Origin of the sequence: Bacteroides salyersiae WAL 10018 = DSM 18765 = JCM 12988, from assembly GCF_000381365.1 — a bacterium.
Classification (GTDB): Bacteria; Bacteroidota; Bacteroidia; order Bacteroidales; family Bacteroidaceae; genus Bacteroides; species Bacteroides salyersiae.
Window position 1 is genome coordinate 1,599,056 of sequence record NZ_KB905466.1, and the last position, 22,615, is coordinate 1,621,670.

Genomic DNA, 22,615 nt, shown 5'->3' on the forward strand with positions numbered 1-22,615 from the left:
CAAGCGTGATTCACGTAGAAACACAAATACTATCCCTCAACCCCTAAGGGTCATGGTGCACATGGATGTGACTGTATGCGGATAGTACTTCATCATAGTCATTGTTTCTCGTTACTGTTTGATAAGATGTCGCAAAAGTAACAATAAAAACGTTCAATCTATCACTTTTTACGATTATTTTCTAATAAAAAGATTTTCAGTTATCCGAACCCGTCGAGAGTCAGCCATCAGTTTTCTGACATTTTGTTAGAATATATAAGATATATAATTATCTTTGCAGTAAATAATCGCACAAGAAACGCTTATGACCCCTTCAAATACTTCCGTATTGCTAATTTACACCGGTGGTACGATTGGAATGATAGAAAATACAGAAACCGGAGCGCTTGAAAACTTCAACTTCGAGCAGTTGCAAAAACATGTCCCCGAATTACGGAAATCTAACTGCACGATCGACTCTTATCAGTTTGATCCTCCCATGGACTCATCAGACATGGAACCGGAGGCATGGCGCAAACTGGTAAAGATCATTTGTGATAATTACGACAGGTTCAACGGCTTTGTTATCCTTCACGGTACGGACACAATGGCATATACCGCCTCGGCACTGAGCTTTATGCTTGAAGGACTGGACAAACCGGTCATCCTCACCGGCTCGCAACTCCCCATCGGTGTGCTGCGCACAGACGGCAAAGAAAACCTGATGACAAGCATTGAGATAGCATCCGCCCAGGATGCCGACGGAAAACCGCTCGTACCCGAAGTATGCATCTTTTTCGAAAACCATCTGATGCGTGGCAATCGAACCACCAAAATGAATGCAGAAAACTTCAACGCTTTTCGCTCTTTCAACTATCCTGTGCTGGCGGAAGCAGGCATACACATCAAATATAACCATTCGCTGATTCATCACACCCGTGAAAAACAGGAATTAAAACCTCACTACCTGTTGGATACCAATATAGCCGTATTGAAACTCTTTCCCGGTATACACGAAAATGTAGTGGCAGCTACACTCTCCATAGACGGATTGCGTGCGGTGGTGCTGGAAACCTACGGTTCGGGCAATGCCCCCCGTAAACAATGGTTTCTTCGCCTGCTGCGCGAAGCAAGCGCACGGGGCATCGTGATCGTCAATGTCACCCAATGTAGCGCCGGAACAGTGGAAATGGAACGGTACGAAACCGGCTATCACTTATTACAATCCGGCATTGTCAGCGGATATGACAGTACGACGGAATCAGCAGTCACCAAATTAATGTTCCTGTTGGGACACGGCTACACCCCTGAAGAAATCCGCGAAAGGATGAGTCGTCCGATAGCCGGAGAAATCACTTTATAATCCGATAAGATTGTACAGATCGGCACAGATTATGCTTTTTAAGAAAATAATCTGTGCCGATCTGTATAATCTGTGCTGTAATATCCTTATTTTTGCCCATCTTATAAAAGAAGGACAAAGAGAATGGCAAAAGAGAAGACCGTATATGTGTGCAGTAACTGCGGACAAGAATCCCCAAAATGGGTAGGAAAGTGTCCGTCGTGTGGCGAATGGAATACGTATGTAGAAGAAATAATACGCAAAGAACCTGCCAACCGGAGACCGGTATCAGGCATTGAAACGGCTAAAGCCAAACCGGTCACTTTAAGTGAAATAGAAGCGGACGATGAACCGCGCATCGACATGCACGACGAAGAGTTGAACCGGGTGTTGGGCGGTGGGCTTGTGCCGGGCTCTTTGGTCCTGATAGGCGGCGAACCGGGCATCGGAAAATCGACCCTTGTACTCCAAACCGTACTACGTATGCCCGAAAGACGAGTTCTGTATATTTCCGGTGAAGAAAGTGCCCGGCAATTAAAGTTACGCGCCGACCGCCTGACAAGTGCATCCAGCGATTGCCTTATCGTTTGCGAAACTTCTCTGGAACAGATTTATGTTCATATCAAAAATACCCGTCCCGATTTAGTCATCATCGATTCCGTACAAACCATTTCTACGGAAAACATCGAATCGTCTCCCGGTAGCATCGCCCAAGTGCGTGAGTGCTCGGCCTCCATCCTCCGCTTCGCCAAAGAGACACATACCCCGGTATTACTGATCGGACATATAAACAAAGAAGGCAGTATCGCCGGTCCTAAAGTACTGGAACACATCGTAGACACCGTGCTCCAGTTTGAAGGTGACCAGCATTACATGTACCGCATCCTGCGAAGCATCAAGAACCGTTTTGGAAGTACTGCCGAATTGGGTATTTACGAAATGCGCCAAGACGGACTCCGACAGGTCAGTAACCCGTCGGAACTATTGCTTTCACAAGATCACGAAGGCATGAGTGGCGTAGCCATTGCATCTGCCATCGAAGGGGTACGTCCGTTTCTCATCGAAACCCAGGCACTGGTAAGTTCTGCCGTATACGGCAATCCGCAACGCTCGGCCACAGGTTTCGATATCCGACGGATGAACATGTTGCTGGCAGTACTCGAAAAGCGGGTAGGGTTCAAATTAGCACAGAAAGATGTATTTCTCAATATAGCCGGAGGGTTGAAAGTCAATGATCCGGCCATCGACCTCGCCGTAATCAGCGCCATCCTCTCATCTAATATGGATGCCGCTATCGAGCCGGAAGTTTGCATGGCAGGAGAAATCGGCTTATCCGGAGAAATACGCCCGGTGAACAGAATCGAACAACGCATCGGGGAAGCCGAAAAGTTGGGCTTCAAACGTTTCCTATTGCCCAAATATAATTTGCAGGGAATCGAAACAAAGAAATTAAAAATAGAGTTAGTGCCGGTACGAAAGGTGGAAGAAGCGTTCCGCGCACTATTCGGATAATCATATTATGACAGAAGAGTATCAACTGAGAGTATTGCCGGAAATTGCCGCCAGCGAGCAACGATTGAAAGAATACTTATCAAAGGAAAAAGGTCTTACCTTACAGAGCATTACCGCAACGCGTATTCTGAAACGAAGTATTGATGCGCGGCAGCGTACTGTCTTCATTAATCTGAAAGTACGGGTGTACATCAATGAAATACCGACAGACAACGGGTATGAAGAGACCATATATAATAATGTGGAAGGTAAACCGCAAGTGATTGTAGTAGGTGCGGGTCCCGGAGGATTATTTGCCGCCTTGAAATTGATAGAATTAGGGTTTCGCCCTGTCATCGTAGAACGTGGTAAAAATGTACGTGAACGCAAAAAAGACCTTGCACAGATCAGCAGGGAACATACCGTCGACCCGGAATCGAATTACAGCTTCGGCGAAGGCGGTGCAGGCGCTTATTCAGACGGTAAGCTCTATACCCGAAGTAAAAAACGCGGCAATGTAGATAAAATCTTAAATGTATTCTGCCAGCATGGAGCATCTGAAGCCATTCTTGCCGATGCCCACCCGCATATCGGTACGGATAAATTGCCACGGGTAATCGAGAACATGCGGAATACCATTATCGATTGTGGTGGAGAAGTTCATTTTCGTACCCGGATGGATGCCCTGATTATCGAAAATGAAGAAGTCAAAGGAATCGAAACCAATACGGGACGGACATTCCTTGGCCCCGTGATACTGGCAACAGGACATTCGGCACGGGATGTATATCGCTGGTTAGCAGCAAACAACGTAACGATCGAAGCAAAAGGAATTGCCGTTGGCGTTCGTCTGGAACATCCGGCCGAATGGATAGACCAGATACAATACCATTCCAAAAACGGTCGGGGAAAATACCTGCCGGCTGCCGAATATAGTTTTGTCACTCAAGTAGAGGGCCGTGGCGTATACAGTTTCTGCATGTGCCCCGGAGGATTCATCGTTCCTGCTGCCAGTGGACCGGAACAAGTGGTAGTCAACGGAATGTCTCCCTCCAATCGCGGATCACGATGGAGCAACTCGGGGATGGTAGTAGAAATACAACCGGAGGACTTACTTTGCGGACAATGGGGAATGAACAACGGACAACAGGCAACATCCTCCAATGACTCCCGCTTTTCCTCTTCCAATTCCCGGCTTTTGCAAGTTATGCATTTCCAAGAAGAACTGGAACGGCAGTGCTGGTTGCAAGGCGGCATGAAACAGACAGCACCGGCGCAACGTATGGCGGACTTTACACGAAAAAAACTCAGTTATGACTTGCCGGAGTCTTCTTATAGTCCGGGATTGGTGTCTTCTCCCCTACACTTCTGGATGCCGGAATTTATCAGCAAACGTCTGTCACAGGCATTTTTACAATTCGGGCGAATGAGCCACGGCTTTTTGACCAATGAGGCGGTTATGATCGGGGTAGAAACCCGGACTTCTTCTCCCGTTCGTATTGTCCGCGACAAGGAGACCCTTCAACATATTACCATACGCGGGCTGTTTCCTTGCGGTGAAGGAGCCGGCTATGCCGGTGGTATCGTTTCGGCCGGGGTGGATGGAGAACGATGTGCCGAAGCAGTAGCAAACTATTTAAATCGATAGCAGATCATGAACCAAAAACCAGAAATTGCCATTATCGAACCGAACACCCTTACTGCTCTCGGTTTGAAAAGCATATTAGAGAAGATCATCCCGATGGCAGTCATTCGTACATTTCACAACTTCGGCGAATTAGTGGATGACACACCCGATATGTACGCCCACTATTTTATAGCTGCTCAGATATATGTAGAGCATAATACTTTCTTCCTGCCCAGAAAGAAAAAGACAATCGTTCTGGCAGGAGAAAGCCAACCGTTCCAGTTATCTGCCGTACGGACACTGAACATTTACCAACCGGAAGAATCATTGGTCAAAGATATTCTGAAACTCCACCAACATGCCCATCACGACGGATATCCGGTGGAAGTCGCACCTCCGGTGCCAACCGTCGAACACGAATTATCCGCACGAGAAATTGAAGTACTTGTCTTGATCACCAAAGGACTCATCAACAAGGAAATAGCCGATAAGTTAAATATCAGCCTGACTACCGTTATCACCCACCGGAAAAACATTACGGAAAAATTAGGTATAAAATCAGTTTCCGGGCTTACCATTTATGCCGTAATGAACGGATACATAGAGGCCGACCGAATTTAAAAACAGACAAAAACCCTTCCACCATATGTTTTTGAAAAGTGATCATAAAAAGGAGAAGCTACCAGATTTACAGTACTCTTCTTATCCAATCCCAATAATTTTCTTTCGTAAGGTAAAAGCCAATACCCAATTCGTGCGCTGAGTATACCTATACCTGCACCGGCCAAAATATCATTGCACCAATGCCGTTCGTTATAGAGCCGTAAAAAAGCAACTCCACAAGCTATAGTATATGCACCTATACCATAAAGCCGAGAAGTATCTTTATATTCCATTCTCACTAACTCGGCTCCCATAAAAACCGTAGCCGTATGTCCTGACGGAAAAGAGTTAAAAGCTGTTCCATCCGGACGTTGTTCATCCACTATCCACTTCACCCCGTTAACCATAATTCCCATAGCAGCATAAGAAGTAGCGGTAATCAGAACACGGTCCACATAACTGTGCCGGGCTTTTGCTCCTAATAAACTCAAGCCGAAATTAGCAATTACCGGTACGTATTGTATATAATCATCTGCATGAAAATAACGTCCGTCACGCCATTCCGCCAATCCATCACGTACTTCTCTATTTAAAGACCTAAACCAGGGAGTGGAAACGCCCACTGCGCCGACAGCGATAAGAGATGCAGGAAGTATTAATTGGGTAGTACGGAAACCATGACTCCGTTTCATGATTTCAAGAGAATCTGCAGAAGCATTTTGTGCCCGGAAATGAAACGGACACAGCAATAATATAAGAAGAAAAAATAATCTGATTTTCATCTTTCATTGTTGTAAATAAGTTGAATACTGAATGTTATCTTAACTGTGCATTTCTGTATCAGAGACGCAACAGGTACACATCCAATTCCAACTTTCACAACAATCCGGGAAGAAAGCAAAAACAAGATCTGCCCCATTGCATTCCTCCGGTCATATAAAAATATTTTGGTCGTTTTTTCTATAAGAGAAATGCAAATGAGTTATTTCTAACTGCGATATGTCACTTAATCTGATTTATACCATAGGCTATATTATTTAAAGGGTGATTAATAAAAAAAGTGTGTTCCCGACAATATCCAGACTATAGTTAGGTACGACCAAGAACCTATGACCGACTGAATATATCGATGGAACACACCCTGTTTCAGGGCGCATTCACAAAGCATATTCTTTCGGTCAGTTAAAATTGGTCGTTTTACTATAGAAAGAATGACAATGTAAACACTCTGTATCTTGTTTTCTTAATTCAAATAAAGCCGCTACTTTTATTTCATGTCTATTTGAAAGACAAAAATAAGAATATCTTTCTTCATAGACAAACTTTATTTTGCATTATCTTATAAACCGGACACAAGAATAAATTCGCCCTAACTCTGGTTATAAATAAACAAACAGAAGTTATATCTCTATATTTAATAAGGAATAAACACAGAATATGTTTAGAATCCGGCTACATTTTACCATAATCCTAATAAATGAGGATTGTGTAACCGAGAAGTTTGCCGTTCCTTTGCAAGCAAAATAATAATATGATGAAAAGAAACTGCATTCTCATGGCCTTAACCTTTTTAACAACGGGTAATATTTGGGCCGAAGAGATTCCTAAAGACACGATCAAGGTAGTAGACGTAGAAGAAATTCTCATTATTGCTTCACCGAAAGAAAATCGTAAATTACGCGAACTCCCGACAGCCAGCACTCTCTTGTCACAACAGGACATGCAGGCAAACCAAGTGACTAACTTAAAAGGACTGAGTACATTAGTCCCCAATATATTCATTCCTGATTACGGTTCCAAACTGACATCGGCTATTTACATCCGTGGTATCGGTTCGCGCATCAATACACCATCGGTAGGATTATATGTCGATAATGTTCCCTATATAGACAAGTCCGCTTTTGACTTCAATTATTCCGATATCGAACGTATCGACGTGCTTCGCGGACCACAAGGTACCTTATATGGACGTAATACAATGGGAGGCCTCATCAAAGTACATACAAAATCACCTTTCAGCTATCAGGGCACCGATTTACGTTTAAGCGCAGGAACGTACGGAAATTACAATGCATCGGTTACCCATTATCATCGGATGTCGGAACAATTCGCTTTTTCTGCCGGAGGTTTCTATGAACATGCAGACGGATTTTTCAAGAATGCAGCCAAAAACAATCAAAAGACCGACCGTATCAATGCCGGCGGCGGGCGTATCCGTGCCATCTATCTGCCAACAGAAAATTTAAAACTCGATTTTAACGTGAACTATGAGTACAGTGATCAAGGTGGATATCCCTATTTCTATACCGGAAAAGTCAATGAAGAAGAAAAAAAGAACGATCCACGGCAAGATAAAATAGGTCTGATCTCCTATAATGATGAAAGCAGTTATTATCGCAGTCTGCTGAATGCCAGCGCTAATATCGAATATCAAACACAACATTTCACGCTGAGTGCCGTAACCGGTTATCAACATTTAAAAGATCGTATGCTACTCGATCAGGATTTCACGGAGAAAGATATATTTACTCTTAATCAACAGCAGAGACTGAATACCTTATCTGAAGAGATCGTAATGAAGTCGAAGCCCGGAGGAAATTGGCAGTGGGCCAACGGCATATTCGGATTCTACCAATGGCTGAACACGGATGGTCCGGTTGAATTCAAAAAAGATGGAGTAACAGAAGTCATTGAAAATAATGCCAACAACAATTTCCCAAATTCTCCTGCCGCGCCAACCATGAAGCTGACTATCAACAACCCGACATTGAATGTGAGCGGCAATTTCGACACCCCGACATTCAGTGCTGCCATCTATCATCAATCAACTTACAATAATTTCCTGATAGACGGATTATCCATAACGGCAGGGCTACGTCTCGATTATGAAAAAATGTCGATGAACTACAATTCGGCCTCCACTCCGATGGACTTCAATTTTAAATTTTACATGCAGATGCCCCCCCCAAGACCGACTATCGATCTTGAAAGTAAAAACATGATAGCTCCGGCCGGCATCAACGGCAAATTATCAAATGATTATCTGCAATTACTCCCCAAATTTGCTATTCAGTACGAATGGAAAAAGGGGAACAATGTATATGCCACCGTTTCACGCGGTTATCGTTCGGGAGGATATAATGTCCAGATGTTTTCTGATCTGATACAGTCGGAATTGAAAAATTCGATGAAGGCTGCCATGATAGCAAATAAAGATTTTGCATCCATAGCGAATATGATTGAAATGATGATGCCGGAAGAAGACATTGACATAAAAGCCTCTACCACTTACAAACCCGAATATTCATGGAACTACGAGATCGGTTCACATCTCACTTTGTGGGAAGGCCGTTTATGGGCCGACCTTGCTGCATATTACATGGATACCAAAGACCAACAGATTTCCCAGTTTGCCGAGAGTGGCTTAGGACGTATCACCGTCAATGCCGGAAAGAGCCGCAGCTATGGAGCGGAGGCTGCCTTACGCGCCAGCATCACCGATGCATTCAGTATGAATGCATCCTATGGATACACCTATGCCACATTTACCGATTATGTTGTGAAACAAAAAGATAAAGACGGAAACTTACAGGATAAAGAAAATTATAACGGCAACTATGTTCCTTTCGTCCCCAAACATACACTCAATGTAGGAGCACAATATATTTTCCGGATCGCCCCCCGTCACTGGTTCGACCGCATCCAAGTAAATGCTAACTTCAATGCCGCCGGACGCATCTATTGGACAGAAGCGAATAATGTCAGCCAGGCATTTTACGGTACACTGAACGGGCGTGTCAGCTTAGAAAAAGGGAATGGTGCTATTGCCTTCTGGATACGCAACGCGCTGGATAAAGAATATCAGGCATTCTATTTCGAAACAATGGGCAACGGATTTATGCAGAAAGGACGGCCCATGCAATTAGGAGTGGACGTACGCTGCCGATTTTAAGCAAAAATGCAACTATAACAAGCTGATAATCAAAGCATAAAAGAGTATATACTTTTGTCATACAAGAGTATATACTCTTACTATATAAAAGTATACATTCTTACCAGACAAAGGTTTATAGTTTAACTTTACAGTTTCTTTCAACTGCACGACTAAGACACAAGGTATCATTAACAAGCCAATCATTCATTGATCGCCCCGCAATGAGGACAGATACCTTTATCGTGCAACTTTTCTCCACAATACCCGCAACGATACTTATAACCGCTTCCTTTACGAAGTTTCTTTAAAAATAAAACAACAAAACAAAGCAGAAAGAGATAGCCTATATAAAATTGTGTAGTAAGGATGAAAAAGAAGTAACAGAAAATACAGCAGGAAGTCAATCCGAGCAGATAGAAAACAGCCGCCGCCGGCGTAAGTTGCCGGAACAGATCATCGAGTACTGCCAGAAAAACAATAAGAAACACCCAGATACTCAACAAAAATACCGACAAGACAAACGGTACCTTGAAAGGTGAAAGCGTAGGATTAAAATAAAAATGCTGCCAGGTATCCGGAAAAAACACCTGCATCGATTCATAGATAGTGGCACTAAAAGCCATCAACAGACAAAGGAACAGCGGATAAACACTATCGATGTCATTAAAATAGACCATTTGTAACTGCTTACGACGGAAAGCCCGAAACAGATAAGCACCCATAAACAGGGCAAAGACAATGACAAAATACGAAGCATGCGTATCGCTGAATAAATAAATAAACTGCGAAATGCTATCCGTAGGAACAAACGAATGAATCAGATCCTTTTCACGTATCCAACCTTGTGCCTCCTGTGAATGGGCAAGTTTCACCCAAACACTGTCTACGCTATCTGCCGGATGAATAGCAAACTCAGCCACAACTACCCGATCCCCACGGTAAAGACTGATAAAAGAATCTTTAACCGGAAGCCGCTCTAAAACAACAGAATCCGCTTGTACTTCAAAATTTGTATTATAAGTATAATGCCGCTCGGCAAGATAGGTTAACGAATCCTTCACCTGATCGCTCATCCCTTCTTTCTGAAGATCCGGCCGGGGATAGTGACAAGCAGTAAACAGCAGAAGACAAACCACAGAATAGCACAAAACACCCCAGAGCCGTTTCACATCCGGTTTCATATCCGGCTCCATCACGCATCGCATCGCTCTATGGTAAAACGTTCTCATTGTGCGGCACTCACTTTCATCTGGCAATTTTTACAATCAAATGACAAACGGAACTTCTTTCCATCCGTCCCTACCAAATAATAAGGTTCCTTATAAGGTGAACGCTCGCGCTGGTGAATAGGACACCACCCCATACTGTAGCGCAGACAGTGCTTACAAAACATCAGTACGGCAGCTTCCACCGGTTGCTTTTCGTAAGCCGGTTCCACCTCTTTCACTCCATGATCCTGATAAAAAGAGGCGGCACGGGTATTCATTACATTACCTAAATAAGAAAGTGTTTGCTGCGGAAAAGCATGAGTAGTAGGTTTCCATACAGCCAATTCACGACGATAATTCACTTTACGGGCTATGATCAGTTGTTCAACGAGCTGCCGCCGTAATTCAGAAAGTACGGAAGCCGGAATAAACCAATTCTCCGAGAAGTCAATATCGATCCGTTCCGCTTCAAAAGGAGTGTTTCCCAACTTCGCAAGTTGATTTTTGAGATTATCCGCTTGCGGAGTGCGGGCCGGTTCCCGGTCTCGGGGTAAAGTTAATGTCACACTGTTGTCATCTTCATCCGTCATAGTAAGTGAAAAGCCGAAATTATTCTCCGCCAACAAGATACATACTGCTATTTTTCTTTCGGATGACTTACGGGCAAGAATTCGTTCAAACTCCTGGTCGAAATTCCGATACAGCATCGTGCGGGGTTTGATACGAGGCATTTCCTGCGGATAAAGTTTATTTCCATCCACACGGTTGATTCGGAATCCCTGCAAACGTCCTTGTTCGTCAAGATAGCAAACACCGTCACCGTTACTAAACGACTTCACACCAGCCACCGTCAAGTAGTTTCCCCGGCTCTCTTTCATCGTCCCCATCTCTTCTCCCAACGATTTCGGAGTGTCAAAAGAGAAAATATCTTTGCTCCTTCCGTGCAGAAAATAACGGGTAAAGCCACGACTGAAACTCTTATCCAACTGCGGTTTAAAATCAAAACGACATTTTCCGGAAGAAGCACGGGTATACTCTTTACGCCGCGCAAAAATAGCATCGAGCTTCTGTCGGTAGGCAGCCGTAACATTCTTGACGTAAGAAACATCTTTCAACCGTCCCTCGATCTTCAAAGAGGAAGCCCCCGCATCCAATAACGCTTCCAACTCCTCACTCTGATTAAGGTCCTTCAGTGAGAGTAAATGTTTGTCTTTCGCTATCATTTTCCCTTCCGCATCTACCAGACTGAACGGCAGGCGACAGAACTGTGCGCATTCTCCACGATTGGCGCTGCGCCCGAAACAGGCCTGACTGACATAACATTGCCCGCTATAACTGACACACAAAGCTCCATGCACAAAAACTTCAAGCGGAGTATCGGGACATGCCTCATGTATTTTGCCAATCTCCCGCAACGACAGTTCACGCGCCAATACCACTTGCCGAAAACCCGCATCACGGAGAAATTTCACTTTATCTACAGTCCGGTTATCCATTTGCGTACTTGCATGAAGCGGTATAGGAGGTAATTCCAGTTTCGCAATGGCCATATCCTGCACAATCAATGCATCCACCCCTATTCGATACAATTCCCGGATCATCTCCTCCGTCTCTTTCAGCTCCTCTTCTTTCAGGATGGTATTGACAGTGACATAAATGCGTGCATTGTATAAATGTGCATATTCCACCAGAGCCGCAATATCCTCCAACGAATTAACGGCGGCAGCACGGGCTCCAAACTTCGGAGCACCGATGTATACCGCATCTGCCCCATGATTGATCGCTTCGATACCACACTCCAAATTCCTGGCCGGAGCCAGAAGTTCTATTTTACGCTGCTTTATCATTTAATGTCGTCGATATTGTAAGGAGTTTCCTGATAAACAAAGTAATTCAGCCAATTGGAAAACAACAGGTTGGCATGACCCCGCCAACGAACAAGCGGCCCTTTTTCCGGATCATTATCAACATAATAATTACGCGGCATTTCAATCGGAAGACCTTTTGCCAAATCCCGTCGATACTCCGTATCGAGCGTTAAGGGAGAGTATTCCGAATGACCGGTAACAAAAAATTCACGCCCGCCACGAGCCATCACCATATAGACCCCCGACTCCTCCGATTCAGAAAGCAACGTTAATTCCGGAACTTTCAGAATATCTTCTTTCCGCACCTCCGTATGGCGGCTATGGGGTACATAAAACACATCATCAAACCCTCTGAAAATAGAATGAAGCGGATCGAGCGTGCGATGCTCGAAAATTCCGAACATCTTTTTATCCAACGCATATTTAGGCACTCCATAATGATGATACAATCCGGCTTGAGCAGCCCAACAGATATATAGCGTCGAAGTGACATGCGTACGCGCCCAATCGAATATTTCCATGATTTCACTCCAATAACTTACTTCTTCAAAATCCATCTGTTCCACAGGAGCACCGGTGATAATCATACCGTCGTATTTCTCACCGCGCATCTTATCGAAATCAGTATAAAAAGCCTTCATATGCTCGACCGGCGTATTTTTGGAAGTGTGGCTTTTTATCTTCATGAATGAAATCTCTACCTGAAGAGGAGTGTTAGACAACAACCGGACCAAATCCGTCTCCGTAGTAATCTTCAACGGCATCAAATTCAGAATCACAATCCTCAACGGACGGATATCCTGTTGGGTAGCACGCGAGTTATCGATCACAAAGATATTTTCCTCTTTCAGCAGTTCTATCGCAGGTAATCTATCAGGTAAATTTAATGGCATGGGGATGTTTACTATTTAACGATTTACAAATTATGATTTGCCATCCGGCAAATTCTTTGCAAAAATAACGATTTCGCCACAGAGTAGCACAGGGTTTCACAGAGTTTTATCTCTTTTGAACATATTTCCCCATGAATTTCAAGATTATGTGTATGATCAGCCTATTCAAAGTAGAAAGTCAACACAATCATACGAGACTTCACCTTGTCCAAAGATTCGGTAAATTTCATTAACGACTTATCGGTAAGATCGTTACGGTTTTTGTCTAACAGATTCGCTAACCCAAAACAAAACTTCAGTTCCGGTATCAGCTTAAAGAAAGGAAGATAAAAGTCACAACCCAACCCCACTTCTATGTAGCAGTCGAAAGGTTTGACCAAGAGTGGACGAGATTTTTTCACACTTAAATCATAAGTAGGGCTTAAACCGACCATTGCATAAGGACGATAATTATTGAATCGCTCCGCACTGAATTTCAAATCGACAGGAAAAGCCAGATAGGCGGATTTCACATTCTGCGATTCGGTTTCTCCACTCGTCTGCTCACGAAAAATAACTTTTTTGTCTCCAAAGTGAAGCGTAGGCACCAAGCGGAGAGACATATACTTGTTTAAGTACAATTCTCCCAACACGCCTACCGAAAAACCCGGAGAATACTCGGGCACATCGGCAAACCAGACTTGACCGTCCTCCGTGACATACCCATTATTGACAAACTTGAGATCCTGCATGTGAATACCGGCCAAAAAGCCATAGTGCCAGATCCGCTGATCGATATACGGGCGGTTCTGCACCTTACGCGTCTGGCCGGAAGCACCGGCAACCAGCAGCGAAACAATGAGAAGTAACACAAAGCGTTTCACATCAATAAAAACGATTTTATAGTTAAATTATTGTTTCTCTTATTTAGAAGGGATACAAATTAAAGGAATTTAATCAAGAATAAGTGCAACTAATGAATAAAACATGTATTTTTGTCCAAGAAATTAGTACTAATAATTTAAATATTAAAGAAAATGGCTTACGTAATTAGTGACGATTGTATTGCTTGCGGAACTTGTATCGACGAGTGTCCGGTAGAAGCTATCTCTGAAGGTGATATCTATTCTATCAACCCGGATGTATGTACTGACTGCGGTACTTGCGCAGATGTTTGTCCTTCTGAAGCAATTCACCCGGCTGAATAATACAATCAAGAAAGAAAAATCCAAAAAGGCTGCTTCCATCGATGAGGCAGCCTTTTTTCATTTGTAACCTTTATTACCCTTAAAAAAGAATACTCCGGCTAAGTGTTTTTTCCCCTGTCACTGTTTTACTAACAAAGACCTTTTATTCACTTAATAAAACATACTTTATGAGAAACTTATTTTTATCTCTTTTTTTGATTTCGTCTGTTGTCTGTTCCGCTCAGGACACGGATATCAATAATTTCAAACCGGATAACCAGAAAGTCAAATTCACAGAAACAAATCTCCCGATCGTTTTCATCGATACCCAACACCAAGTGATCGAACGTGAAAACCGCATCACCGCCAAAATGAAAATTATCGATAATGGAGAAGGGCAATTGAACCATATGGATACCCTCTTGTATCCGAATCAAACAGTAGACTATAGCGGCTATATCGACTTGAAATACCGGGGCAACTCTTCTTTTACCAATTCCGACAAAAAACCATATGCCATTCGTGCACTGGACAAACCTCTGGAAGAAGGAGGTAAGAAACAAAAAGTATCCCTATTGGGAATGGGCAAAGACAACGATTGGGCATTGCTGGCTCCTTATGCGGACAAAAGTATGATCAGAGACGTATTTGCGTTTACTCTGGCCAGACCCTTCTTCGAATACGTACCCACAGGAAAATATTGTGAAATGATCATGGACGGCACCTATTACGGTGTCTTTATCCTTTCCGAAAGAGTTAGAAAAGGCAAGAACCGCCTGGACTTACCGGATCCGGGAGACAGTGGCGATGCATTGACAGGAGGTTACCATCTGGAAGTGGACAGAGACGATGAACCGGTTTATTACTCCAAACACTCACCCGTAGATTCAAAAGGTAACCCCATCCGTAATAAAAAAATATCTTTCCAATATAAGAACATGGACCAGGATGAATTTTCCAAAGCCCAACTGGATTATATACACGGATACATCGATGCATTCGAAGATAACTTAGCCTCCGCAGATTACAAGAACCCGGAAACAGGATACAGAAAGTACATCGACGTCACCTCTTTCATCGACTATATGCTCTCAACAGAATTCTGCCATAATGTAGACGGTTATCGCCTAAGTACTAATTTATATAAGTATAGAGACAGCAAAGATCCCAGATTCAAAACATCCTTATGGGATATGAATTTAGGTTTCGGCAACGCTGATTATAATAATGGTTGGAGAACAGACACTTGGGCATACAACTTTAATGACATAGCATCCGGTGATAACCAGTTGGTTCCTTTCTGGTGGTATAAGTTGCTTAAAGACGATGCATTTATGAAAGAAGTGAAAGAGCGTTGGGAACTATATCGTGAAACAAGTTACTCGGACAAGAACATAGAACTTACCATTGACTCGTTAACTACCTTATTAAATGCTAAGGGAGCACAAGAACGCAACTCACAGGCTTGGCCAAGATGGGGAAGATACGTATGGCCCAATCAATACGTGGCCCAATCTTATGATGATGAAATTTCTTATTTAAAGAGTTGGATCAAAGAACGGTTGATTTTCATGGACAGGGCCTTACTCGATAAAGAGCCCGAACCGGTAGAGTATACCCAACTGACCGTCACATCAGGATTTAATGAAGATGTCATAGCCGAGCAACGTCCTGCCGTCAACTATTCTACAGCTTCCCTCGATAACCAAGGTTGGATTTATTATACATCAGGAGTACAAGAACAAGGCTCTCTGCCAACCGATAGAAATATCACTTCCAGCACCGGCGTTCAATATCGCCTTGCCGCATATGACAAGCCCAATGCAGCAACTCTGATCAAAGAAAATGCAGCTACCCTGCAATTCGACGGTTCTCACCAAACGGGAGCCCTTTATTTGCTTTCGACCTGTACCGATGGTAGTTCCACAGTAGATGTAACCGTATATTATGCCGATGAAACCAGTTCTACTCCTAAAAGCATAACAATAGGCGACTGGTATAGCGAAGTTTCTACAGGAAAAGCGGTACATGGACTAAGCAGGATCACACGGTCGAACGACCAAATGGACGGACGATACAATTTCTGCCTGTATGAACATAAAATAAATACCGATAAAAATAAAGTAATTGCATCGATAAAGATAGAAAACACAGGAAAGGGACACCCGGCCATATTTGCTGTCACCAAAGAAGGAAAAGAATCCGGCGTAGGTGTAGAGAATGTCAGCAACGAAAAGCAGACCAAGGTTTATCCCCGCCTCATTGCAAATGGAGAGGTATTGACCGTTGAGTCTCCTGCCAACTCCACTATCCGGTTGATGACAATGCAAGGCAGTGTTATAATGCAACAGGAAACAACAAACAGTTTTACCCGATTACCGATCAACGGATTATCCCAAGGCATCTATTTGTTGACAGTAGTCAATGCAAGTAACCAACAGACATTTAAGGTTATTGTAAAATAGCCCTTTACAACCCAAAGCCTGCTTTAATTTTACTCAGTATTATTTTGAGAGGACAATTAATTAAAGCAGGCTCTAAATCAACCCTAATAAAAAAAACTGTATCGATACAAATCAAAACGATCTGTCCGATACAGGTTTATTTTTTACATCCGCCATTGCCCGGCAAACACAAACTATCTTTATTTCAGTTTCGCCAATGCTTCCTTAATCCGGCGGATAGCTTCAACAATGTTCTCATCACTGGTAGCATAACTCATACGAATACATTCAGGCGCACCAAAAGAAGCACCACCCACACAAGCCACATGAGCCACTTCCAACAGATACATAGCCAGATCATCCGAATCCGCAATCTTACGGTCGCCTGCTGATTTTCCAAAGAAAGAACTACATTTAGGGAACAAATAGAAAGCGCCTTCAGGAACATTCACCTCAAAGCCCGGGACTTCTTTTGCCAACTTCACAATCAGGTCGCGGCGACGCTCGAACGCCTTACGCATTTCTTCTACCGGAGCTTGAGAACCCGTATAGGCGGCTTCAGCAGCCTTCTGAGAAACAGAGCAAGGCCCCGACGTATATTGTCCCTGCAATTTATTGCAAGCTTTCACAATCCATTCCGGTCCGGCAATAAAACCGATTCTCCATCCGGTCATCGCATAGGCTTTCGACACACCGTTTACGATCACTGTCCGTTCTTTCATTTCCGGGAACTGTGCAATGCTCTGATGTTTACCTATATAATTGATATGCTCATAAATCTCATCTGCAATTACCACTACCTGCGGATATTTCGCCAACACGGCAGCTAAACCGGCTAACTCTTCCTTACTATAAACCGAACCGGTAGGATTCGACGGAGAACAGAGTATCAATGCCTTTGTTTTCGGGGTAATGGCGGCTTCCAACTGTGCGGGAGTAATCTTAAAATCCTGTTCGATCCCGGCAGTTACAATCACCGGAGTACCTTCTGCCAGTTTCACCATTTCCGGATAACTTACCCAATACGGTGCAGGCACGATCACTTCATCACCCGGATTAACCAATACCATGATTGCATTACATACAGATTGCTTCGCACCATTGGCACATGAAATCTGAGCGGCTGTATATTCCAGACCATTCTCTTTTTTCAGTTTCTCTACGATGGCGTTGCGCAATGCCGGATACCCGGGAACGGGAGAATAACGCGAAAAGTTGTCATCGATAGCTTTCTTTGCAGCTTCTTTGATGTGGTCGGGAGTATTAAAGTCGGGTTCTCCCACACTCAGATTAATAACATCAACGCCCTGTGCTTTGAGTTCATTACTCTTCTGCGACATAGCAAGTGTCGCCGATGGCGACAAGCTGTTCAAACGGTCTGATAACTGATTCATTTTGTATCTACTTTATTGTCGTTTAGTGAAATTAGTTGCAAAATAAGCTATAATATTTGATATATGAAAGTAAAAGCGGATTTTACTTGTTAAAATGTAGCGTATGTCCCATTCGTTCTTTCTTGGTCTTTAAGTAACGTTCATTGTAAGGATTAGGGGTAATCTCGATACCTACATTTTCTGTTATTTCCAAACCATATGCTTCCAGACCGATACGCTTCACAGGGTTATTGGTCATCAACTTCATTTTTGCCACTCCTACCTCACGCAAAATCTGCGCACCGACTCCATAATCACGTTCATCGGCATCGAAACCCAGATGCAGATTCGCATCTACCGTATCATATCCTTCTTCCTGAAGTTTGTATGCGGCAATCTTATTCATCAGTCCGATGCCACGTCCTTCCTGGTTCATATATACAATGACCCCCTTTCCGGCAGCCTCGATCATCTCCATCGCCTTATGAAGCTGTTCTCCACACTCACAACGACAAGAGCCGAAAATATCACCCGTCATACATGAAGAATGCACACGTACCAAAATCGGCTCATCTTTATCCCAGCTACCTTTAATCAATGCAATATGCTCCATTCCATTTGATTTCTGACGGAACGGAATCAGACGAAAATGTCCGTATTGGGTAGGCATATCCACCTCTACTCCTTTCTCCACAATCGACTCTAATTGCACACGATAAGCAATCAAGTCCTTAATCGAGATTATTTTAAGCCCAAAACGTTTGGCCACTTCCACCAATTGAGGCAAACGTGCCATAGTCCCGTCTTCATTAATAATTTCGATCAGAGCAGCAGCCGGGTATAGTCCGGCCAGTTTTGCCAAATCCACACTCGCTTCCGTATGACCGGCACGACGGAGTACTCCACGCGAACGGGCACGCAACGGATTCACATGTCCCGGACGCCCGAGATCAGCCGGTTTCGTTTTAGGATCGGCCAAAGCACGGATAGTCGCTGCACGATCGTGCATAGATACTCCGGTAGTACAACCTTCAAGGAGATCGACAGTCACAGTAAACGGTGTCTCATAAATAGAAGTATTTGCAGTAACCTGCATATCCAGTTCCAATTCGGCGCAACGCTCCTCCGTAATAGGAGCACACAACACACCCCGTCCGTGTGTCATCATAAAATTCACTTTCTCAGGAGTTATTTTTTCAGCCGCAATAATAAAATCACCTTCGTTCTCGCGATCTTCATCGTCCACTACAATTACGAAATTCCCTTCTCTGAAATCGGCAATAGCCTCATCGATTGTATTCAGTCTGATCTCTTCCATACTTATTCTATAAATTATGATTCTCTTTTATTATGAATTGAATATCTTCGTTGGTCTTTATAACCTTCTCTATATCCCGTACAAGTCGTATACGGAATATCCAGATACGGAAATAAAAGAACAATCCTATCGGCACAATGGCTCCCGCCAACAGGTTCAACCAATATACATGAAACGGCCGCACATGAGCAGCCACAGGTATAATGGGATAATTATTCAAAGTTGTCAGCAAAGTAAACGATCTTGAATTCGATAACTCTTCAATCAACGTTTCCAGACGCTCATTGATCGCTTTCACTTCATCATCTTCGCCGGTAGACATCCAAAGTTTAAAATAATTGGGTGCTTTCTTCAGTTGGTGTTTACTTATATATGCGCGACACTCTGTAGTGAGAGCAGTAAGTTCCGCAGAAATCTTCGAATAATCCGGATCATGGATAATAACCTCTTTCTTAAACAAATGGCGCACACCACGGATACCTATCACCCGTTTGATCCAGGAAGTATAAGCATCCGCATTCAGCACCACCGAATCATTATTGGATTTATAAGTAAGAAATGCCCCCAACGGCGCCAGGATGGCAGAACTGAGCCACATCCCCATCCATACAATCCATTTACCGTCTCGTGCCATCTTGTATCCACTATTATCTATCACATAATAAACGATAAACACAAGCACAGATACTATCACAGGCATCCCCAATCCGCCTTTACGGATAATGCCGCCGAGCGGCGCTCCAATAAAAAAGAAAAGCAGACAGGAAAGAGAAATCGTTATCTTCTTGTGCCATTCCGTTCCATGCCGGCGGATCTGATAATCATTTTCTCTCATGTTGTAAATCTTAAAGCCATAATCTCCTTGCAGACTTTCGGCACGGTTTGCAGCAGAAGAGAGAATCTTTTGTTTCTGCATCAGCGTTGCGGCTTCGAAAAGACTGTCTACATTGTAAGATCCGATATCGGCCTGTGTAATCTTTATCGTATCTTCTTTTGACAATCCACCGGGATTGCTATATACCCCGCCAATGGCCTCTTTATAATACTGGCGTCCGATACTGTCTCCCACATGTTCCATCGAGTCGATGGAAACCTGTAACGTCTGCATACTTTTCGTAGTGGCCTGATTGCTCATTATACTCGCATCGGCCATATTAAAGTCCGAATTAAACTCGATAATAGTATGTTTCTCCTTGAAAGATTCCCGCCGATACGGCACATTTTGCGCCTTCACATTCTGGCTCTTCAAATTTTCGAACAGCTCACCGCTATACAGATGTAGATACAAGTGTTGTTTATCCGCCGTCATCTCCATACGTCCGGAATCGGCATAAATAATATGCGCATTTTCCGCCCCGTCTTTAAAATTATAGATCAACACATCGTATAGCATACCGGTCTTACGATCTTTCTTCCGCACTTTAAGGTTATAATCGGGAATTTCCGAATAGAACACCCCCTCCGGTATATCTACCTCCGGAGATTTCTGTTTCATAGAAATCAGCAACGTTCCCAATTTTCCTTGCGCTATGGGACCGATCACGTTCTGAAAATAAAAGGAAATTCCACAAATGATACAGACAAGCATGATGAGAGGACGCATGATTTTAAGCAAAGAAATGCCCGCCGCTTTCATGGCGAGCAATTCATAACGTTCTCCAAAATTTCCAAAAGTAATAAGGGATGCCAACAATACGGCCAGCGGAAGTGACAAAGGCACCAGACTCAATGCCGAATAAAAGAAGAACTGAGCCATCACACTCATCTCCAATCCCTTTCCGACCAGTTCGTCCACATATCTCCACAAAAACTGCATCATGAAGATGAAGAGACAAATGAAGAATGTACCAATAAAGAGCAGTAAAAAACTCTTTACTATAAATATATCTAATCTTTTTATGCGTAGCATCTTATAATACGTTTCGTGCGATTGAGATGCAAAATTAGCACAAAAAAAGGAGTGCAGAAAGTTTTTAGTTGAAAGTTAACTAAAAACCACAAGTTCTTCTCAACTTATTAACCTGAGAGTCCCACAATTCTTTCATGTCGTCTACTTCATCCGGCTCTGCGAAATCAGTAATTTCCAACACAAAATCACCTGTAAGTTCATTATAATTCATTTTAATTTCAAAATAGTCTCTTTCGTTCTCATCGTCCAGCCAACGGAAACGGATAAAAGAATAAGCGCGTATGGCCGTAATTTCGGCATCACGTTGCTCCGTTTTCCCCCAATGAAATTCCACTATTTTATCATTCGACACGACTTTATCTGCAAACCAGTCCTCCAAACCGGTCGGTGTGCTGATTGCTGACCAAAGAATGTTTTTAGAGGTCGCATTCAGAAGATACTCCAAACGTATTTTCTCTCTTTTCATAGCTATATTCACCTTAAATTGTGTGTGCCAAGATAAATACTTTTTTCTAATTACGCAGTATAAATCATGCACTTTATTTTCTTTCTTTTTTTATTTTCCACTCTCAATGTATCTATTTATGATAACTCAAAGAGCCGATCCTTAAATAAAAAACAGAAAAAAACGACAAATGTTTTGGAGAATAAAAAAAAGTATCTATCTTTGCACCCGCAATCGAGAAACGATGGCGGGATAGCTCAGCTGGTTAGAGCGCATGATTCATAATCATGAGGTCCCCGGTTCAATCCCGGGTCCCGCTACCAAAAGAAAATTAGCGTTTGGGAGGCTTCCACTCTTAGGCGCTTTTTTATTCCCCAAAACTGATCGATTTCTGTAGTGCTGTAAGAAAGGGATCAACGTGAAAAAACGATTAAAGATATTTCAATGATTCAGAATCGTAACCACTCTCTTTATCCACTTAAATAATATCAATTATTCACACTGTTATTAACAGGGTTATTAACAAGTATACACAAAGTTATTAACAAGATAATCCCCTGATCATTAAAGAATCTCAAATAGAGAAAGGAAAGTCGAAAAGAGTACCCCCGGATAAAGAATAATCCTCACGGCTATTTTCAATGATCAAAAAGCCTGTATCTATCTACAAGACATTATCAACATCGTTACCAACAGGGTTATCAACAGATAATCACCTTAGTTATCAACAGGATAACTCAATGATTTACAATCAATTGATTAATTTATTCACTTAATATATTTAATTGTTTTATAACAGACACCTTTGTTATCGTACAATTGAAGTATATAAATATCCGATACAAGACTTCCCAATTCATTTATATCCTCAATCTACATTATATATTTCTCAGTTTTACTATACACTTTTATAGCGAAAGCATCAGATAATTCAAATATCGAAATTAACCGTGATTTATAAGGTCAGCTATTTTGAAAAAACAGAAAAGGAAGGCATGTCATTTTTTCTATTCTG

Annotated in this window: 16 protein-coding genes and 1 tRNA gene; 8 read left to right on the top strand and 9 right to left on the bottom strand. The window is 42.9% G+C overall.

Features of this window, described 5'->3' with window-relative positions; translation table 11 throughout:
* The first annotated feature begins 304 nt into the window (after positions 1-304).
* The 4 genes from HMPREF1532_RS06115 to HMPREF1532_RS06130 all read left to right on the top strand — a co-directional run bounded on the left by HMPREF1532_RS06115 (position 305) and on the right by HMPREF1532_RS06130 (position 5,060).
* Positions 305-1,342, top strand: a complete 1,038-nt coding sequence (locus HMPREF1532_RS06115; protein ID WP_005926352.1) for an asparaginase — start codon at positions 305-307, stop codon at positions 1,340-1,342.
* Between the two features lie 123 nt (positions 1,343-1,465).
* A complete protein-coding gene (gene radA, locus HMPREF1532_RS06120) occupies positions 1,466-2,833 on the top strand; it encodes a DNA repair protein RadA (protein WP_005926354.1) in 1,368 nt (455 codons plus the stop codon).
* Positions 2,834-2,840: 7 nt separating this feature from the next.
* A complete protein-coding gene (locus HMPREF1532_RS06125) occupies positions 2,841-4,460 on the top strand; it encodes an NAD(P)/FAD-dependent oxidoreductase (protein WP_005926356.1) in 1,620 nt (539 codons plus the stop codon).
* 6 nt (positions 4,461-4,466) lie between these two features.
* Positions 4,467-5,060 (top strand): response regulator transcription factor, encoded by a 594-nt coding sequence (locus HMPREF1532_RS06130; RefSeq protein ID WP_005926358.1) that lies wholly within the window; start codon positions 4,467-4,469, stop codon positions 5,058-5,060.
* Here HMPREF1532_RS06130 and HMPREF1532_RS06135 read toward each other — a convergent pair.
* Positions 5,057-5,824, bottom strand: a complete 768-nt coding sequence (locus HMPREF1532_RS06135) for a phosphatase PAP2 family protein (RefSeq protein WP_005926360.1) — start codon at positions 5,822-5,824, stop codon at positions 5,057-5,059. The genes HMPREF1532_RS06130 and HMPREF1532_RS06135 overlap by 4 nt on opposite strands.
* Before the next feature lie 752 nt (positions 5,825-6,576).
* Between HMPREF1532_RS06135 and HMPREF1532_RS06140 the strand changes: the two genes are divergently transcribed.
* Entirely contained in the window at positions 6,577-8,994 is a 2,418-nt protein-coding gene (locus HMPREF1532_RS06140) for a TonB-dependent receptor (protein ID WP_005926363.1), read from the top strand.
* A gap of 182 nt (positions 8,995-9,176) precedes the next feature.
* On the opposite strand, the gene HMPREF1532_RS06145 is transcribed toward HMPREF1532_RS06140, so the two are convergent.
* The 4 genes from HMPREF1532_RS06145 to porT all read right to left on the bottom strand — a co-directional run bounded on the left by HMPREF1532_RS06145 (position 9,177) and on the right by porT (position 13,808).
* Positions 9,177-10,157, bottom strand: a complete 981-nt coding sequence (locus HMPREF1532_RS06145) for a hypothetical protein (protein ID WP_025819196.1) — start codon at positions 10,155-10,157, stop codon at positions 9,177-9,179.
* 44 nt (positions 10,158-10,201) lie between these two features.
* Positions 10,202-12,031, bottom strand: coding sequence for a peptidase U32 family protein (locus tag HMPREF1532_RS06150; RefSeq protein ID WP_005926371.1), 1,830 nt, complete (start codon positions 12,029-12,031; stop codon positions 10,202-10,204).
* Positions 12,028-12,945: a homoserine O-acetyltransferase MetA gene (gene metA / locus HMPREF1532_RS06155; RefSeq protein ID WP_005926374.1), complete on the bottom strand. Its 918-nt coding sequence runs from the start codon at positions 12,943-12,945 to the stop codon at positions 12,028-12,030. Before metA ends, HMPREF1532_RS06150 begins: the two co-directional genes overlap by 4 nt.
* A 161-nt stretch (positions 12,946-13,106) precedes the next feature.
* Positions 13,107-13,808 (bottom strand): type IX secretion/gliding motility protein PorT/SprT, encoded by a 702-nt coding sequence (porT, locus tag HMPREF1532_RS06160; RefSeq protein ID WP_005926377.1) that lies wholly within the window; start codon positions 13,806-13,808, stop codon positions 13,107-13,109.
* Positions 13,809-13,961: 153 nt separating this feature from the next.
* Between porT and HMPREF1532_RS06165 the strand changes: the two genes are divergently transcribed.
* On the top strand, positions 13,962-14,132 hold the full coding sequence (locus HMPREF1532_RS06165) for a DUF362 domain-containing protein (protein WP_002559159.1): 171 nt from the start codon (positions 13,962-13,964) through the stop codon (positions 14,130-14,132).
* Between the two features lie 167 nt (positions 14,133-14,299).
* A complete protein-coding gene (locus tag HMPREF1532_RS06170; RefSeq protein WP_005926380.1) occupies positions 14,300-16,576 on the top strand; it encodes a CotH kinase family protein in 2,277 nt (758 codons plus the stop codon).
* Positions 16,577-16,755: 179 nt separating this feature from the next.
* Here the strand turns inward: HMPREF1532_RS06170 and HMPREF1532_RS06175 are convergent, their stop codons facing one another.
* The 4 genes from HMPREF1532_RS06175 to HMPREF1532_RS06190 all read right to left on the bottom strand — a co-directional run bounded on the left by HMPREF1532_RS06175 (position 16,756) and on the right by HMPREF1532_RS06190 (position 21,621).
* Positions 16,756-17,949: a pyridoxal phosphate-dependent aminotransferase gene (locus tag HMPREF1532_RS06175; RefSeq protein ID WP_005926383.1), complete on the bottom strand. Its 1,194-nt coding sequence runs from the start codon at positions 17,947-17,949 to the stop codon at positions 16,756-16,758.
* 82 nt (positions 17,950-18,031) lie between these two features.
* Positions 18,032-19,246: a bifunctional 3,4-dihydroxy-2-butanone-4-phosphate synthase/GTP cyclohydrolase II gene (locus HMPREF1532_RS06180; RefSeq protein WP_005926387.1), complete on the bottom strand. Its 1,215-nt coding sequence runs from the start codon at positions 19,244-19,246 to the stop codon at positions 18,032-18,034.
* A gap of 7 nt (positions 19,247-19,253) precedes the next feature.
* A complete protein-coding gene (locus HMPREF1532_RS06185) occupies positions 19,254-21,155 on the bottom strand; it encodes an LptF/LptG family permease (RefSeq protein WP_005926390.1) in 1,902 nt (633 codons plus the stop codon).
* Positions 21,156-21,234: 79 nt separating this feature from the next.
* Positions 21,235-21,621: an START-like domain-containing protein gene (locus tag HMPREF1532_RS06190; protein WP_025819194.1), complete on the bottom strand. Its 387-nt coding sequence runs from the start codon at positions 21,619-21,621 to the stop codon at positions 21,235-21,237.
* 225 nt (positions 21,622-21,846) lie between these two features.
* Here HMPREF1532_RS06190 and HMPREF1532_RS06195 point away from each other — a divergent pair.
* Positions 21,847-21,923, top strand: a tRNA-Met gene (locus HMPREF1532_RS06195).
* Positions 21,924-22,615: the final 692 nt, after the last annotated feature.

What these genes read in the sequence shown, in the direction of transcription:
- HMPREF1532_RS06115 (WP_005926352.1), top strand. Translation starts at nt 305, where the DNA reads ATGACCCCTTCAAATACTTCCGTATTGCTAATTTACACCGGTGGTACG.
- radA (WP_005926354.1), top strand. Translation starts at nt 1,466, where the DNA reads ATGGCAAAAGAGAAGACCGTATATGTGTGCAGTAACTGCGGACAAGAA.
- HMPREF1532_RS06125 (WP_005926356.1), top strand. Translation starts at nt 2,841, where the DNA reads ATGACAGAAGAGTATCAACTGAGAGTATTGCCGGAAATTGCCGCCAGC.
- HMPREF1532_RS06130 (WP_005926358.1), top strand. Translation starts at nt 4,467, where the DNA reads ATGAACCAAAAACCAGAAATTGCCATTATCGAACCGAACACCCTTACT.
- HMPREF1532_RS06135 (WP_005926360.1), bottom strand. Translation starts at nt 5,824, where the DNA reads ATGAAAATCAGATTATTTTTTCTTCTTATATTATTGCTGTGTCCGTTT.
- HMPREF1532_RS06140 (WP_005926363.1), top strand. Translation starts at nt 6,577, where the DNA reads ATGAAAAGAAACTGCATTCTCATGGCCTTAACCTTTTTAACAACGGGT.
- HMPREF1532_RS06145 (WP_025819196.1), bottom strand. Translation starts at nt 10,157, where the DNA reads ATGAAACCGGATGTGAAACGGCTCTGGGGTGTTTTGTGCTATTCTGTG.
- HMPREF1532_RS06150 (WP_005926371.1), bottom strand. Translation starts at nt 12,031, where the DNA reads ATGATAAAGCAGCGTAAAATAGAACTTCTGGCTCCGGCCAGGAATTTG.
- metA (WP_005926374.1), bottom strand. Translation starts at nt 12,945, where the DNA reads ATGCCATTAAATTTACCTGATAGATTACCTGCGATAGAACTGCTGAAA.
- HMPREF1532_RS06165 (WP_002559159.1), top strand. Translation starts at nt 13,962, where the DNA reads ATGGCTTACGTAATTAGTGACGATTGTATTGCTTGCGGAACTTGTATC.
- HMPREF1532_RS06170 (WP_005926380.1), top strand. Translation starts at nt 14,300, where the DNA reads ATGAGAAACTTATTTTTATCTCTTTTTTTGATTTCGTCTGTTGTCTGT.
- HMPREF1532_RS06175 (WP_005926383.1), bottom strand. Translation starts at nt 17,949, where the DNA reads ATGAATCAGTTATCAGACCGTTTGAACAGCTTGTCGCCATCGGCGACA.
- HMPREF1532_RS06180 (WP_005926387.1), bottom strand. Translation starts at nt 19,246, where the DNA reads ATGGAAGAGATCAGACTGAATACAATCGATGAGGCTATTGCCGATTTC.
- HMPREF1532_RS06185 (WP_005926390.1), bottom strand. Translation starts at nt 21,155, where the DNA reads ATGCTACGCATAAAAAGATTAGATATATTTATAGTAAAGAGTTTTTTA.
- HMPREF1532_RS06190 (WP_025819194.1), bottom strand. Translation starts at nt 21,621, where the DNA reads ATGAAAAGAGAGAAAATACGTTTGGAGTATCTTCTGAATGCGACCTCT.